The sequence below is a fragment of the Streptomyces sp. NPDC047043 genome, assembly GCF_040644055.1.
Classification (GTDB): Bacteria; Actinomycetota; Actinomycetes; order Streptomycetales; family Streptomycetaceae; genus Streptomyces.
On the sequence record NZ_JBEYVO010000016.1, the window covers coordinates 70,565 to 85,178 of the forward strand.

The 14,614-nt window shown below is 71.8% G+C and carries 13 protein-coding genes; 7 read left to right on the plus strand and 6 right to left on the minus strand.

Annotation, left to right across the window (positions count from 1 at the left end):
- Nucleotides 1-171 precede the first annotated feature (171 nt).
- The 5 genes from ABZ880_RS25170 to ABZ880_RS25190 are packed head-to-tail and all read left to right on the plus strand — an operon-like array spanning nt 172 to nt 7,281.
- The gene (locus ABZ880_RS25170; RefSeq protein ID WP_361266811.1) at nt 172-1,701 is read left to right on the plus strand and encodes an aldehyde dehydrogenase family protein; all 1,530 of its coding nucleotides are present in this window, start codon (nt 172-174) and stop codon (nt 1,699-1,701) included.
- A gap of 58 nt (nt 1,702-1,759) precedes the next feature.
- Nucleotides 1,760-3,298, plus strand: a complete 1,539-nt coding sequence (locus tag ABZ880_RS25175; protein ID WP_361266813.1) for a GMC oxidoreductase — start codon at nt 1,760-1,762, stop codon at nt 3,296-3,298.
- On the plus strand, nt 3,298-4,377 hold the full coding sequence (locus ABZ880_RS25180; RefSeq protein WP_361266815.1) for a glycine betaine/L-proline ABC transporter ATP-binding protein: 1,080 nt from the start codon (nt 3,298-3,300) through the stop codon (nt 4,375-4,377). Before ABZ880_RS25175 ends, ABZ880_RS25180 begins: the two co-directional genes overlap by 1 nt.
- Nucleotides 4,377-6,323: an ABC transporter permease subunit gene (locus ABZ880_RS25185; protein ID WP_361266817.1), complete on the plus strand. Its 1,947-nt coding sequence runs from the start codon at nt 4,377-4,379 to the stop codon at nt 6,321-6,323. Before ABZ880_RS25180 ends, ABZ880_RS25185 begins: the two co-directional genes overlap by 1 nt.
- A 1-nt stretch (nt 6,324) precedes the next feature.
- On the plus strand, nt 6,325-7,281 hold the full coding sequence (locus tag ABZ880_RS25190) for an ABC transporter substrate-binding protein (protein ID WP_361266819.1): 957 nt from the start codon (nt 6,325-6,327) through the stop codon (nt 7,279-7,281).
- Here ABZ880_RS25190 and ABZ880_RS25195 read toward each other — a convergent pair whose 3' ends face one another.
- The 3 genes from ABZ880_RS25195 to ABZ880_RS25205 are packed head-to-tail and all read right to left on the minus strand — an operon-like array spanning nt 7,282 to nt 8,959.
- Nucleotides 7,282-8,007 carry an isocitrate lyase/phosphoenolpyruvate mutase family protein gene (locus ABZ880_RS25195; protein WP_361266821.1) on the minus strand — a complete coding sequence of 242 codons (726 nt, stop codon included), beginning with the start codon at nt 8,005-8,007 and terminating at the stop codon, nt 7,282-7,284. It lies immediately after the preceding gene.
- On the minus strand, nt 8,004-8,453 hold the full coding sequence (locus ABZ880_RS25200; RefSeq protein ID WP_361266823.1) for a carboxymuconolactone decarboxylase family protein: 450 nt from the start codon (nt 8,451-8,453) through the stop codon (nt 8,004-8,006). Before ABZ880_RS25200 ends, ABZ880_RS25195 begins: the two co-directional genes overlap by 4 nt.
- A complete protein-coding gene (locus ABZ880_RS25205; protein ID WP_361266825.1) occupies nt 8,450-8,959 on the minus strand; it encodes a carboxymuconolactone decarboxylase family protein in 510 nt (169 codons plus the stop codon). The genes ABZ880_RS25200 and ABZ880_RS25205 overlap by 4 nt, the downstream gene beginning before the upstream one ends.
- A 46-nt stretch (nt 8,960-9,005) precedes the next feature.
- Here ABZ880_RS25205 and ABZ880_RS25210 point away from each other — a divergent pair, with 46 nt between their 5' ends.
- Nucleotides 9,006-10,424, plus strand: coding sequence for a PLP-dependent aminotransferase family protein (locus ABZ880_RS25210; protein ID WP_361266827.1), 1,419 nt, complete (start codon nt 9,006-9,008; stop codon nt 10,422-10,424).
- A 64-nt stretch (nt 10,425-10,488) separates the two neighbouring features.
- Nucleotides 10,489-10,974, plus strand: coding sequence for a carboxymuconolactone decarboxylase family protein (locus ABZ880_RS25215; protein ID WP_361266829.1), 486 nt, complete (start codon nt 10,489-10,491; stop codon nt 10,972-10,974).
- Nucleotides 10,975-11,048: 74 nt separating this feature from the next.
- Here ABZ880_RS25215 and ABZ880_RS25220 read toward each other — a convergent pair whose 3' ends face one another.
- Genes ABZ880_RS25220 through ABZ880_RS25230 form a run of 3 tightly spaced genes read right to left on the minus strand, consistent with a single transcriptional unit; the run spans nt 11,049 to nt 14,592 of the window.
- The gene (locus ABZ880_RS25220) at nt 11,049-11,843 is read right to left on the minus strand and encodes an aminotransferase class IV (RefSeq protein WP_361266831.1); all 795 of its coding nucleotides are present in this window, start codon (nt 11,841-11,843) and stop codon (nt 11,049-11,051) included.
- Between the two features lie 14 nt (nt 11,844-11,857).
- Nucleotides 11,858-13,033, minus strand: a complete 1,176-nt coding sequence (locus ABZ880_RS25225; RefSeq protein ID WP_361266833.1) for an FAD-dependent monooxygenase — start codon at nt 13,031-13,033, stop codon at nt 11,858-11,860.
- On the minus strand, nt 13,030-14,592 hold the full coding sequence (locus tag ABZ880_RS25230) for an AMP-binding protein (protein WP_361266835.1): 1,563 nt from the start codon (nt 14,590-14,592) through the stop codon (nt 13,030-13,032). The genes ABZ880_RS25225 and ABZ880_RS25230 overlap by 4 nt, the downstream gene beginning before the upstream one ends.
- Nucleotides 14,593-14,614: the final 22 nt, after the last annotated feature.

Genomic DNA, 14,614 nt, shown 5'->3' on the forward strand with positions numbered 1-14,614 from the left:
ACCCCTCAGCCTACTTTTCGCCCTATTTGCCCGCATGTTCAGTGACACGGCGCACTTTCGGCCATGGATTGCGCATGCAATCGAGGGCCGGGGGCATGCGCTCACGGTCCCGGTGGGTGACACGTGTGTGACTCACGGGCACGGAACAGGAACGGAAAGGCAACACCGAACATGGCGGACAGAGCAGAAGCCCTGGGCCTCGACGCGCAGGCGACCATCCACGTGGCAGGGGAGTGGCGGGCGGCCGTCTCCGGCGGCACGCGCGAGATCCTCGACCCCGCGGACGGCCAGGCCTTCGCCCTGGTCGCGGAGGGTGACGAGAAGGACACGGACCTGGCGGTCGCGGCCGCCCGGCACGCCTTCGACCACGGCGAGTGGCCCCGCACCCCCGTCGCCGAGCGCGCCGCACTGCTGCGCCGCGTCGCCGACCTCCTCGTACGCGACCGCGAGCAGCTCGGCCGGCTGGAGAGCCGGGACGCCGGCAAGACCGTCGAAGAGGGCCGGGTCGACATCGACTGCGTCGCCGACGCCTTCCGCTACTTCGCCGACCTGGTCGCGGGCGAGGCGCCCGGCCGGGTCGTCGACGCGGGCTCGACCGACATCCACAGCGTCGTCGTACACGAACCCGTCGGTGTCTGCGCGCTGATCACGCCCTGGAACTACCCGCTCCTGCAGGCCAGTTGGAAGATCGCCCCGGCGCTCGCGGCCGGCAACACCTTCGTGGTCAAGCCGAGCGAGATCACCCCGCTCACCACCATCGCGCTCATCGACCTGCTCTCCGAGGCCGGGCTCCCCGTCGGTGTCGCGGGCATCGTCACCGGCCCCGGCCACTCGGTCGGCGCCCGTCTCGCCGAGCACCCGGACGTCGACCTGGTCTCCTTCACCGGCGGCCTGGTCAGCGGCACCAAGGTCGCGCAGGCCGCCGCGCCGAGCGTCAAGAAGGTCGCCCTCGAACTCGGCGGCAAGAACCCCAACGTCGTCTTCGCCGACGCCTGCGCCGCGGACGAGGGCTTCGACACGGCCGTCGACCAGGCCCTGAACGCCGCGTTCATCCACAGCGGCCAGGTCTGCTCGGCCGGCGCCCGCCTCATCGTCGAGGAGTCCATACGCGAGCGTTTCGTCGCCGAACTCGCCCGCCGGGCGAGCCGTATCCGCCTCGGCCGCGGCACCGTGGAGGGCGTCGAGTGCGGGCCGCTCGTCTCCGAGCAGCAGCGCGCCAAGGTCGAGTCGTACGTCGACTCCGCGCTCGCGGAGGGCGCGGTGCTGCGGACCGGCGGCCGGCGCCCCGAGCCGTCGCCGGAGCGCCCCGAGGGCGGCTACTTCTACGAGCCGACCGTCCTCGACCAGTGCCACCGCGAGATGCACGTCGTACGCGAGGAGGTCTTCGGACCGGTGCTGACGGTGGAGACCTTCCGCACCGAGGACGAGGCGGTCGCGCTCGCGAACGACACCGAGTACGGCCTCGCGGGCGCCGTCTGGACCGCCGACGCCGGCCGGGCCCGCCGGGTCGCGGGCCGGCTGCGCCACGGCACCGTCTGGATCAACGACTTCCACCCCTACCTCCCGCAGGCGGAGTGGGGCGGCTTCGGCAAGAGCGGCGTCGGCCGCGAGCTCGGCCCCGCGGGCCTCGCCGAGTACCGCGAGACCAAGCACGTCTACCAGAACCTGGCCCCGAAGCCGGTCCGCTGGTTCGCGGGCTGACCCCGGCCCCCCGTCCGACCCCCGACCCCGCTCGATCCCCCCTTGGAGCAAGCCCCCCATGGCCCCCACGCCAGAGATCCCCCACATCTACGACTACGTCGTCATCGGCGGCGGCACGGCAGGCTCCGTGATCGCCTCCCGCCTCACCGAGAACCCCGACGTCACGGTCGCCGTCATCGAGGGCGGCCCCAGCGACGTGGGCCGCGAGGACGTCCTGACGCTGCGCCGCTGGATGGGCCTGCTCGGCGGCGAGCTCGACTACGACTACCCGACCACCGAGCAGCCCCGCGGCAACTCGCACATCCGGCACAGCCGGGCCCGCGTCCTCGGCGGCTGTTCCAGCCACAACACCCTGATCGCCTTCAAGCCGCTGCCCTCCGACTGGGACGAGTGGGAGGAGGCCGGCGCCAAGGGCTGGGGCGCGGTGCCGATGGAGGCGTACTACGCCCGGCTGCTCAACAACATCGTCCCGGTCGACGAGAAGGACCGGAACGACATCGCCCGCGACTTCGTCGACGCCGCGCAGAACGCGATCGACGTCCCGCGCGTCGAGGGCTTCAACCGCTCGCCGTTCACGGAGGGCGTCGGCTTCTTCGACCTCGCCTACCACCCCGAGAACAACAAGCGGTCGAGCGCGTCGGTGGCGTACCTCCACCCGGTGATGGACGAGCGGCCCAACCTGACCGTCCTGCTGGAGACCTGGGCGTACCGGCTGGAACTCGGCGGCACGCGCGCGGAGGGCGTGCACGTCCGCACCAAGGACGGCGAGGAGATCCTCGTACGCGCGCGCAACGAGGTCGTCCTGTGCGCCGGCGCCGTCGACTCCCCGCGCCTGCTGCTGCACTCGGGCATCGGCCCCCGTGCGGACCTGGAGGCGCTCGGCATACCCGTCGTGCACGATCTGCCGGGCGTCGGCGAGAACCTTCTCGACCACCCCGAGTCGGTGATCGTCTGGGAGACGCACGGGCCGATCCCCGACAACTCCGCGATGGACAGCGACGCCGGCCTGTTCGTGCGGCGCGACCCCGAACACGCGGGCCCCGACCTGATGTTCCACTTCTACCAGGTGCCCTTCACCGACAATCCGGAGCGCCTGGGTTACCAGCGGCCCGAGTTCGGCGTCTCGATGACCCCGAACATCCCGAAGCCGAAGAGCCGCGGGCGCCTGTACCTGACGAGCGCGGACCCGTCGGTCAAGCCCGCCCTCGACTTCCGCTACTTCACCGACGAGGACGACTACGACGCCCGCACCCTCGTCGACGGCATCCGCATCGCCCGCGAGATCGCGAACACCGAACCGCTGGCCAGCTGGCTCAAGCGCGAGGTGGCACCCGGCCCGCACATCACGGGCGACGAGGAGCTCAGTGAGTACGCCCGCAAGGTCGCGCACACCGTGTACCACCCGGCGGGCACCTGCCGTATGGGCGCCGCGGACGACCAACAGGCCGTCGTGGACCCCGAGTTGAAGATCCGAGGCCTGGACGGCATCCGCATCGCCGACGCCTCCGTCTTCCCGACGATGACCGCGGTGAACCCGATGATCGGGGTGCTCATGGTCGGGGAGAAGGCCGTCGAAATGATCGGAGGTGGTGCGTGATGAGCAATCCCGTCGTCAAGAGCGATCCCGTCGCCGAGAGCAACCCCGTTTTCGCCGTCGAGGGCCTGTGGAAGGTCTTCGGCCCGAAGGCCGACAGCGTCCCCGGCGATCCCGAACTGACCTCGCTGGACCCGGCCGAGCTGCGCGCCCGCACCGGCTGCACCGCCGCCGTCCGCGACGTCTCCTTCGACGTGCGCAAGGGCGAGGTCTTCGTGGTGATGGGCCTGTCCGGCTCCGGCAAGTCCACACTGGTCCGCTGTCTGACCCGCCTCATCGAGCCGACCGCGGGCGCCATCGCCATCGACGGCGAGGACGTCCGCGCCATGGACAAGTCCCGCCTGCGCGAACTGCGCCGGCACCGCGCCGCGATGGTCTTCCAGCACTTCGGCCTGCTCCCGCACCGCACGGTCCTCGACAACGTGGCGTACGGCCTGGAGATCCAGGGCGTCGGCAGGGCGGAGCGCCGGGCGCGCGCCCAGGAGATCGTCGCCAAGGTCGGCCTGGAGGGCATGGAGCAGCGCCGCCCCGCCCAGCTCTCCGGCGGTCAGCGCCAACGCGTGGGCCTCGCCCGGGCGTTGGCCGTCGACCCGGAGGTCCTGCTCTTCGACGAGCCGTTCAGCGCGCTCGACCCGCTGATCCGGCGCGACATGCAGGAGGAGGTGGTCCGCCTGCACCGCGAGGAGGGCCGCACGATGGTCTTCATCACCCACGACCTGAGCGAGGCCCTCAAGCTCGGCGACCGCATCGCGCTGATGCGCGACGGGCGCGTGGTCCAGCTGGGCACCCCGGAGCAGATCGTGGGCAGCCCGGCCGACGACTACGTGCGCGAGTTCGTACGGGACGTGCCGCGCGAGCAGGTGATGACGGTCCGTACCGCCATGCGGGCCGGGGAGTGCGGCGCGGCGGAGCACCCGGGCGCCCTCGCGCCCGACGCCGTGGTCGCCGAGGCGATCAAGGTCGTCGCCGAGGCCGGCCGGGCGGCCTGCGTCGTGGAGGACGGCCGCTGTCTGGGAGTCGTCGACCACGAGAGGCTCCTCGGCGTCGTCGCCGGAACGGAGCCGCAGAAGGAGGCGGTCTGATGGCAACGGTCACCGCCTCCGCTCCCCGTATCGCCCTCCCCGGCGTGCTCAAACACGTCGTCGCACGCAAGCTCCTGTTCCTCGCCCTGGCCGCCGCGGTCCTCGTACCGCTCGCCAACGCCCGGTGGGCGAGCGGCAGTTGGCCCGACGCCCTCACCGTCGACCTGTCCAAGCCGCTGACCAGTGCCAGCGACTGGATCATCGACAACCGGGACAGCCACCCGCTGTTCCTCTACGGCTTCGGCTACGTCAGCAACGCGGTCGTGATCTCCGTACGCGCCGTCTACCTGGTGCTGCTCGCCGCGGGCTGGGCCGGTGTCACGGCCGTCGGCGCCCTCGTCGCCTGGCGCGTGGCGGGCGTGCGGCTCGCGTTCGGCACGGCGGCGGCCTTCCTCGTCTGCGGTCTGCTCGGCATGTGGGTGCCGACCATGCAGACGCTGGCCCTGATGGTGGTCGCGGTCCTCGCCTCGGTCGTCGTCGGTGTCCTGCTCGGTCTCGCCGCCGGCCTCTCCGACCGCCTCGACCGCGCCCTGCGCCCGGTCCTGGACACCATGCAGGTGATGCCTGCCTACGCGTATCTGCTGCCCGTAGTGCTGGTCTTCGGCATGGGCGTCCCCGCGGCCGTCCTCGCCACCGTCGTCTACGCCGCCCCGCCGATGGCCCGCCTCACCTCCCTCGGTCTGCGCGGCGCCGACAAGGAGGTGCTGGAGGCGGTCGACTCGCTCGGCGCCACCGCACGCCAACGGTTGCTGACCGCCCGTATCCCGCTGGCCCGCAAGGAACTCCTCCTGGGCCTCAACCAGACGATCATGATGGCGCTGTCCATGGCCGTCATCGCGGCGGTCATCGGCGCCGCCGGCCTCGGCGACCGCGTCTACCAGGCGCTGGCCTCGGTCGACGTGGGCGCGGCCCTTGCGGCCGGCATCCCGATCGTGCTGCTCGCCGTCGTACTGGACCGGGTGACCGGCGCGGCGGGCGAGCACGCCGGCGAGGAGCACGGGAGCAGCCTGCGCCCCTGGCTCTACGCGGCCGTCGCCGCCGTCGCCGCGGCGCTCGCCGGACGGCTGGCGGGCCGCCTCGACTGGCCCGACGCCTGGACCCTGAACATCGCCGAGCCGGTCAACCGCGCCGTCGACTGGATGACCGCGCACCTCTACTCGGGCGTGCCCGTCGTGGGCGGCACCGCCGACTGGGCGGGCCACTTCACGACCTGGGTGCTCGACCCGGTGCGCAGCGGACTGCAGTGGCTGCCCTGGTGGTCGGTGCTGCTCGTGGTCGCCGCCCTGGCCTGGCTGATCGGCACCTGGCGCACCGCGCTCACCGCGGTGCTCGCCATGGCCGCGATCGGTGTGCTGGGCGTGTGGCAGCCGTCTCTGGACACGCTCTCCCAGGTTCTCGCCGCCGTCGCCGTCACCCTCGTCCTGGGCTTCGCCACCGGCATCGCGGCCGCCCGCAGCGACCGCTTCGAGCGACTGCTGAGGCCGGTCCTGGACGTCTTCCAGACGATGCCGCAGTTCGTGTACCTGATCCCGGTCGTCGCGCTGTTCGGTGTGGGCCGCGCCCCGGCCGTCGCCGCGGCCGTGGTCTACGCCCTGCCCGCCGTCGTCCGCATCACCACGCAGGGCCTGCGCCAGGTCGACCCGGCGGCACTGGAGTCGGCCCGCTCGCTCGGCGCGACCCCCGCCCAGCAGCTGCGTCAGATCCAACTCCCGCTCGCCCGCCCGGCGTTGCTGCTCGCCGTCAACCAGGGCGTGGTTCTGGTCCTCGCCGTCGTCGTCATCGGCGGCCTGGTCGGCGGTGGCGCGCTCGGCTACGACACCGTGTTCGGCCTCGCACAGGGCGACCTGGCGACCGGTCTGGTGGCCGGCGCGGCGATCGTCTGCCTCGGCCTGATGCTCGACCGCGTGACCCAGCCGACTCGGCGCCGCGCGAAGAAGGGAGCGTGACATGCGACTTCGTACGACAACTGCCGTGGCCGCAGGATCGGCGCTCGTCCTGCTGACCGGTTGCGGTGCCGCCGACATGACCAAGCAGGCGTCGCCCTTCGCCAACGCGCAGGGCGCCAATTCCGTGACCCTGTCCGTGCAGTCCTGGGTGGGCGCGCAGTCGAACGTCGCCGTCGCCCAGTACCTGCTGGAGCACAAGCTCGGCTACCGCGTCGACACCGTCCAGGTCGACGAGGTCCCCGCCTGGGACGCGCTCAGCCAGGGCCGGGTCGACGCGATCATGGAGGACTGGGGCCACCCCGACCAGGAGAAGCGCTACGTCGACGACAAGAAGACGATCGCGCGCGGCGGCGGTCTCGGGGTGACCGGCCACATCGGCTGGTACGTGCCCACCTACCTGGTCAAGCAGCACCCCGACATCACGAACTGGAAGAACCTCAACAAGTACTCGTCGCTGTTCCGTACCGCGGAGAGCGGCGGCAAGGGCCAGCTGATGGACGGCTCCCCGTCCTACGTCACCAACGACAAGGCCCTGGTGAGCAACCTGAAGCTGGACTACCAGGTGGTGTTCGCCGGTTCCGAGGCCGCGCAGATCACGCAGATGAAGCAGTTCGCCAAGGAGAAGAAGCCCTTCCTGACGTACTGGTACGCGCCGCAGTGGCTGTTCAAGAAGGTCCCGATGACCGAGGTGAAGCTGCCGCCGTACAAGGAGGGCTGCGACGCGGACCCGGCGAAGGTCACCTGCGCCTATCCGCACACCCCGCTGCAGAAGTACCTCAACGCGGACTTCGCGAAGAAGGGCGGCAAGGCGGCGGCCTTCCTGAAGAGGTTCAAGTGGACGACCGAGGACCAGAACGAGGTCTCCCTGATGATCGCCGACCAGAAGCTCACCCCCGAGCAGGCGGCGAGGAAGTGGGTGGACAGCCACGCGTCCACCTGGAAGGCGTGGCTGTCGTGATCACATCCGCTTCGTCAGCTCCCCGGTCATCCCCTGCAGTGCCAGTGCCGCCCAGCGCAGCAGTCCCGGCCCGAACGTGACGCGGGTGGCCCCGAGTTCACCGAGTTCGGCGGGCTTGGGGCCGCCGTCCAGCCTGCCGTACACATTGATCGGCCCCTGGATGCCGGACCGCAGCAGGGGAAGTACGTCCGCCGGGGCGCCGATCGGATAGATGCAGTCGGCGCCCGCGGCGACGTACAACGCGGCTCGCTCGATGGCCCGTTCGGGATCGCCGTCGCCGTACTCGAAGGTGTCGACACGGGCGTTGACGAAGAGCCGGTCCCCGGCCGCGTACCGCACCTCGGCGAGCCACTCGGCGTGCTCGTGCGGGTCCTTGAGGGTGCCCCCGCTGGAGTCCTCCAGGTTGCAGCCCACGGCCCCCGCCTCGAGGAGCCGCTCGACCAGCTCCTTCGGCGCCAGCCCGTACCCGCCCTCGACGTCGGCCGACACGGGCACGTCCACCGCACGGCAGATGCGCGCCACCGCAGCGAACATCTCGTCGGCGGGCGTGGACCCGTCCTCGTGGCCGAGCGAGGCCGCGATCCCCGCGCTGGGTGTGGCGAGCGCCGGGAACCCGGCCTTCACGAACACCCGGGCGCTGACCGCGTCCCAGGGGCCGGGCAGGACCAGCGGATCACCGGGCTCGCGCCTGCGGTGCAGGGCGCGGAAGACGTTCACCTTGCTCACGGCGTGTACCCCCCAGGCGGAATCCGGCGGCCGACCATCACCCGGTTCCAGTTGTTGATGGCTGCCAACAAGCCTATGAGATGGGCTAGTTGACGCTTGTCGAAGTGCCGGGCGGCCTCGGCGTACACCTCGTCGGGCACAAAGCCGTCCGTCAGCACGGTCACCGCCTCCGTCAGCGCGAGCGCCGCCCGCTCCCGTACGTCGAAGACGTCGTCCCCGGCCTCCTCCCAGGCGGCCAGCAGGTCCAGCTGCCGCTCGCCCACCCCGTGCTTGCGGGCGATCGTGAGGTGCATGTCCAGGCAGAACGCACAGTGGTTGAGCTGCGAGGCCCGGATGACGACCAGCTCGGCGAGGGCGGGGTCGCCGAGGCCCTGCTTCGCGGCGGCGCTGACCGCGGACATGGCCTGTGCCACCGCACGGTCGAGCAGCCGGGTACGGGCCGTCACCCGAAGTCGCCCGGCTGGTAGTGGCCCGGCACCGCGCGCGTGGTCACACCGAACCGGTTCCACGCGTTGATCACCGCGATGGTGGCGATCAGCCGGGCCAGTTCGGCCTCCTCGAAGTGCTTGGCGGCCTTCTCGTACACCTCGTCCGGCACGAAGCCGTCGGTCAGGACGGTGACCGCCTCCGTCAGCTCGATCGCCGCGAGCTCCTTGTCCGTGTAGAAGTGCTTCGACTCCTCCCACGCGTTCAGTTGCACGATCCGCTGGACGCTCTCGCCCGCCGCGAGCGCGTCCTTGGTGTGCATGTCGAGACAGAACGCGCAGTGGTTGAGCGCGGAGGCGCGCAGCCGCACGAGCTCCACCAGCCGGGGGTCGAGGCCCTGCTTGGCGGCCGTGTCGAGACGGGCCATCGCCTTGTAGACCTCGGGGGCGTGCTGGGCCCAGCGCATCCGGGCGGGCTGCTCGGCGACGTAATCGCCGGTTTCTTCCGTGGTTTCCTCTGTGGTCATGCCTCGACCCTAGAAGCGAGGCAGCCCAAGAGTATGGTCCATTTCCATGGCGAATTCATGGGCCACTTCGGCCGTCGACCTGCACCTGGAGCCGACGGGTCCGGGGGTGCGCCGGGGGCTGACCGACGCCTTGCGTGAGGCGGTCCGCACCGGCCGCCTCGCCCCCGGCACCCGGCTGCCCTCCTCCCGCACCCTCGCCGCCGACCTGGGCATCGCCCGCAACACGGTCGCCGAGGCCTACGCCGACCTGGTCGCGGAGGGCTGGCTCTCGGCCCGGCAGGGCTCGGGCACACGGGTCGCCGCGGGGGTACCTCCCACGCCCTCAAGGCAGGTCGCGCCGACCGCCACCGCACCCCGCCCGCGCGAGCGCAACCGCCCCGCCCACGACCTGCTCCCCGGCCTCCCCGACCTCGCCTCCTTCCCCCGCGCCGAGTGGCTCAAGGCCGCCCGCCGCGCCCTCGCCGCGGCCCCCAACCAGGCCTTCGACTACGGCGACCCGCGCGGCCGTGTCGAACTGCGCACCGCCCTCGCCGGCTACCTCGCCCGCGCCCGGGGCGTGCGCACCGACCCCGACCGCATCCTGATCTGCGCCGGCATTTCGCAAGGCCTGCGGATCCTCTCCGCGCTGCTGCGGGCGCGCGGCGCGAGCACGATCGCCGTGGAGTCGTACGGCCTCTACGTGCACTGGGACCTGCTCGCGGACACCGGACTGCGGACCGTCCCGCTGCCGTTCGACGAACGCGGCACGAACCCGGGGGAGTTGACCGACGAGGCCGCGGTCCTGCTCACCCCCGCCCACCAGTTCCCGATGGGCGGCACCCTGCACCGCGACCGCCGGGCTGCCGTCGTCGACTGGGCGCGGCGCACCGGCGGACTGGTCGTCGAGGACGACTACGACGGTGAGTTCCGCTACGACCGCCAGCCCGTCGGCGCCCTCCAGGGCCTCGACCCCGACCACGTCGTCTACGCGGGCACGGCCAGCAAGTCCCTCGCCCCGGGCCTGCGACTGGCCTGGCTGGTGCTGCCTCCGGACCTCATGGAGGAGGCGGCGAAGGCGAAGGGCAGGGTGGACAGCTGCGGGGTCCTGGACCAGCTGACGCTCGCCGAGTTCCTCACCTCCGGCGCCTACGACCGTCACGTACGCGCCGCCCGGCTGCGCTACCGGCGCCGCCGCGACGCCCTGGTCGCCGAACTCGCGCGCAGGGCACCGCAGGTCCGCGCCACCGGAATCGCGGCCGGCCTGCATGTGGTGCTGCGGCTCCCGCCCGGCACCGAACAGGAGACGCTGCGGGCAGCCGCCTGGCAGGGCCTCGCGGTGCACGGGCTGCATCGCTACCGGCACCCGGAAGCCACCGTCGAGCGCCGCGACGCACTGGTCGTGGGGTACGGGACACCGCCGGACCACGCCTGGTCGGGGGCGCTGGACGCCCTGTGCGCGGCACTTCCGGAATCGCCGACGGCGTAATCCCACCGCTCTGTATTCCGGAATACGACCGCACGGAATATGTCTGTACGGATAGAGTCGCCCCATGAGCAACAGTGACTCGATATCCCGTGTGGCCCTGAAGAAAATCACCCCCGACGTTTCCAAGGCGATGGGCTCCCTGCACGGGGCCGCCGTTTCCGCGGCCCAGGACGCCAAGGTCGAACCGGAACTCCTGGAGCTGATCAGGATCCGCGCCTCACAGCTCAACGGCTGCGCGTTCTGCCTCGACATGCACACCAAGGACGCCCGCGCGGCAGACGAGACCGAACAGCGCATCTACGCCCTGAACGCCTGGCGGGAGACCCCGTTCTTCACCGAACGCGAGCGCGCCGCACTGGCGTTGACCGAGGCCGTGACCCTGGTCCACGACGGGCACGTCCCCGACGCGGTCTACGCCGAGGCCGCGGAGGTCTTCGACGAGCAGCAGATCGCGGCACTGATCTGGGCGGCGACCGTCATCAACGCGTACAACCGGATCGCCATTGCGACGCGGATGGTGCCCGGGGCTTATCAGCCGGCAAAGAAGTAGCGTGGAATAAAAGAAGCAACACGGAATACGGGCATCGGTGACACCGATGCCCGTAATTGCATTTGTTCGCTGTTCTATCTCTCCGGCAGTGGCTCCGTGATCTCGTCCAGCCATTTCCGCCATTCCGGTGCACGCACCGCGGGGGCCGCCCTCAGCTCGCCTCCCGCCCAGTCCGTCACCGGCCGGATCCCGTGCAGCGCGTTGACCAGCCACACCTCACGGCCGTCCAGCTCGGCGAGCGTCCGCTCGCGGTGGGCGACACGGATGCCGGTGCGCCGGGCCCGTTCCTGGACGAGGGCGACGGTGACTCCGGGCAGGACGGGCAGCTGCGGCGAGGGCAGGCACAGGGTGTCGTCCTCCCACCACAGCACGCTGGCGGTGGCCGACTCCAGCACGACACCGGTGGGTGCGACGAGCACCGCCTCGTCCGCGCCCTCGCCGACCGCCCGCTTGCGGACCCGCGCCAGGGTCTCGAGGTCCGGTCCCTTGCGGCGCGGGACGGTACGCGGGTCGGACTGACCCGCCGACCAGACCCGTACGCCGGTCCCGAGCGGCGGCGCGTGGCGCAGCAGCAGCCGCAACTCAAGTGAACCGGGCGCGAGTTCGACCCGCGGGAACCACTCGCCCGTCCGCGGCAGCGCGGCCGTCATGTCCTGCCAGAACTCCAGCAGCCGGCGCAACGGCGGCCCCCCGCTCTCGCCGCAGGCCCGCAGGAACCGCTCCCGATGCCGTTCGAGACCGCGCACGCGGCCGTCCCGCACCAGCCAGGAGTCCGCGACGAGCAGCCGCCCGCCGGGCTCCCCGGCGGGGACCAGCCCACCGCCCGGCGACCAGGCCGACAGCCCCTCCGTGATGACCGGTTGTGTCAACTCCCGCTCCTCTCTCAGTACTTGCGGCCCGCCACGGCCGGCGCCCCGTTCCGCGGCCCGTACGGCGCGTGCTCCAGCCACGACCCGCACCACGGCAGCATCGGCGCGAGCGCTGCCGCGGCACGCTGCCGGACCTTCACGATCCGCCGCCGCGGCCGCAGATGGTCGAGTGCCGTCCCGGCGGCGGCACTGTTGAACAGGCCCGCCGCCCGCCGCACCCGAGCGAAGTCGCCGACCGCCTCCGCCGTCCCGGCGGCGACCGCCTCCGCGGCCGCCGCCGCGTCCGCGATCCCGCTGTTCATGCCGCGCGCCCCGAACGGCGGAAACAGATGCGCCGCCTCTCCGACCAGCAGCACCCGCCGGTGCGGATCGGTGAACGAGGCAGCCACCATGCGCAGGAAGCGGTACGTCGACACCCACAACAGCTGCTCGGCGTACCCGTCGCCCACGACCGCCGGCAGCCACCGCCGCACGGTCTCCCGGGTCCCGAAGTCCTCCTGCGCGTCGTCGTCCCGGCACTGCAGGTCGACCTGGAAGCCGCCGGTGAACGGCACCCGCATCACACTGCGCCCGCCGACGCCCGGATGCTCGTAGTGGAAGACCCGCTCCAACGGCAGCTCGGCGCCCGGGAGATCGGCGACATCGACGACCACATGGAACCCCTCGCCCCGCTCGCCCTCCATCGCGATGCCCAGGCCGCGCCGGACGGCGGAGCGTGCGCCGTCGGCGGCGACCACGTACCCGCAGTCCCACTCCCGCCCGTCCGCGCAGCCCAGCGAGACGCCGATCTCCGAGCTGCGCACGTCCGTCACGCGCGCGTCCCACACGAACTCCACCCCGGCCCGCTCGCAGGCGTCCCGCAGGAAGCGCTCGGTGTCCACCTGGCGCAGGCTGGTGAAGGGGGGTGTGCCTCGCACCGGGTAGGTGCGGGAGTACACCTCGCGGCCCCGGTACAGGGTCCGCTTCGTCTGCCAGGTCCGGCCGTACGAGGTGATCTCCTCGGCGAGCCCGGACTGCATGCCGTCCAGCAGTGCAAGGGTCTCCCGGTGCACGAACAGGGCCCGGCTGCCCGGCCGTTCGCGGTCCTTCGAGTCCGCCTCGAGCAGCACGACCGGCATCCCGTGCGCCCGCAGGGCGAGCGCCGCCGACAGGCCCACGGGCCCGGCGCCGACCACCACGACAGGGTTCACGCGCGTGCGCCCTCGGCCAGCATCCGGGTGATCTCCACCCGCTTCACCTTCCAGGTCGCGGTCATCGGCAGCTCCTCGAACCGCCACTGCCGGGGCTCGGCCATCTCCGGCAGATCGGCCGTCGCCTCCCGCCACCGCTCCGGATCCAGCGGCCGTTCGCCGCGTACGCACACCACCGGCACCGGCTCCCGGTGCGCGCCCGGCACGATGACGACCTCACGCAGCTCCTCCAGCCGGTCCATGAGGGTGTCCTCGACCTCCAGATTGCTGTGCACGGAGTCGATCTGGTCGATCTCCCGGTCGATCAGGTACAGGGCGCCGAGCCGGCTCCGGTAGCCCATGTCGCCCATCTCCCACCAGCCGTCGGTGAGCTGACGGTCGTAGCGGTCCTGCATACCGAGGTAGGTGAGGATGCGGCCGCGCGTACGGGCCTCGATCCGCCCGGGAGTCCCGTGCGCCGTGGGCCTGCCGTCCGGACCGGTGACCCGGACCCGCGTGAAGCCCGGTATCCCGATCCCGACCCGCCGCCCGTCCGCGCGTGCCGCACTGCGCCGCGTGAACCACTGGAAGGCGACCGGCCCGGTCTCGCTCTGCCCGTACAGCTGGATCAGCCAGGGCGTACGCCGCTTCGAGGCGTCCAGCAGCCGCCGTACGGTCCGTGGATGGATGGCGTCGAACGTCGAGCCGTACGACCGCACCCGCGACAGCGGCGCTCCGGGCGCGTCGGCCAACTCCTCCCACAGCACGAAGGTGTTGGGATGCGTCTCGACTATGCCGGGCCGGTGGCGCACCAGCAGCGGTCCCACGCGCGCCGGGTCCGGGTCGGTGATCAGCACCAGCGGGCTGCCGAAGTGCAGCAGGACGCCGAGCAGATGGTAGAAGCGCGAGTGCACGAACGACATGTGCAGCGCCGCCGTTTCGCCGCGCGTCGGCCAGCCCATCGCCTTCTGCGGGATCAGCCGGTTCCACATGGTGTTCGCGCAGTGCACGGCGAGCTTGGGGACGCCGGTCGTGCCCGAACTGTGGGTGATCAGGGCCGGTTCACGGGGGTGGAGCCGTACGGCCGCCGGGCGCTCGGCACCGGCGTACTTCTCCAGCGCGTCGGCGCCCGGCGCCTCGTCCACGGACAGGACGCGCCGCACGCGCAGACCGACCCCCTTCAGCGGCCCCTCCAGCTTGGCCCGGTCGGTCACCAGCCACGGCTGCCTGAGCCGCTCGACCAACTGCCCGACCACTTCACCGGCGAGCCCCGGGGAGAGCAACACGGGCACGGCGCCGATTCGGGAGACCGCACAGGTCAGCAGCACGATGTCGACGTTGTCCGTCTTGTGGACGACCACCTGCTCCGAGGGCCGTACCCCCGCGTCCCACAGCCGCCCGGACAGCTCCTCCACGACATCCGCGAGCGCCGAGTAGGTGAGGTCGACGCCGAGCGCGGGGTGGGTGTCCAGCGGCCGGTCCAGGGTGACGAAGACCGCTCCGTGGCGGTCGGCGGCCCGCCGGAACATCGGGCCCAGGTAGAACCCCCGGTCGGCGAGCGGAGGTTGCTGCTCTCGCATCTGGCCGTTCCTTTCAGTGATG

Bases quoted from the DNA above. Each gene is read 5' to 3' on its own strand.
- ABZ880_RS25170 (WP_361266811.1), top strand. From the start codon at position 172: ATGGCGGACAGAGCAGAAGCCCTGGGCCTCGACGCGCAGGCGACCATC.
- ABZ880_RS25175 (WP_361266813.1), top strand. From the start codon at position 1,760: ATGGCCCCCACGCCAGAGATCCCCCACATCTACGACTACGTCGTCATC.
- ABZ880_RS25180 (WP_361266815.1), top strand. From the start codon at position 3,298: ATGAGCAATCCCGTCGTCAAGAGCGATCCCGTCGCCGAGAGCAACCCC.
- ABZ880_RS25185 (WP_361266817.1), top strand. From the start codon at position 4,377: ATGGCAACGGTCACCGCCTCCGCTCCCCGTATCGCCCTCCCCGGCGTG.
- ABZ880_RS25190 (WP_361266819.1), top strand. From the start codon at position 6,325: ATGCGACTTCGTACGACAACTGCCGTGGCCGCAGGATCGGCGCTCGTC.
- ABZ880_RS25205 (WP_361266825.1), bottom strand. From the start codon at position 8,959: ATGACCACAGAGGAAACCACGGAAGAAACCGGCGATTACGTCGCCGAG.
- ABZ880_RS25210 (WP_361266827.1), top strand. From the start codon at position 9,006: ATGGCGAATTCATGGGCCACTTCGGCCGTCGACCTGCACCTGGAGCCG.
- ABZ880_RS25215 (WP_361266829.1), top strand. From the start codon at position 10,489: ATGAGCAACAGTGACTCGATATCCCGTGTGGCCCTGAAGAAAATCACC.
- ABZ880_RS25230 (WP_361266835.1), bottom strand. From the start codon at position 14,592: ATGCGAGAGCAGCAACCTCCGCTCGCCGACCGGGGGTTCTACCTGGGC.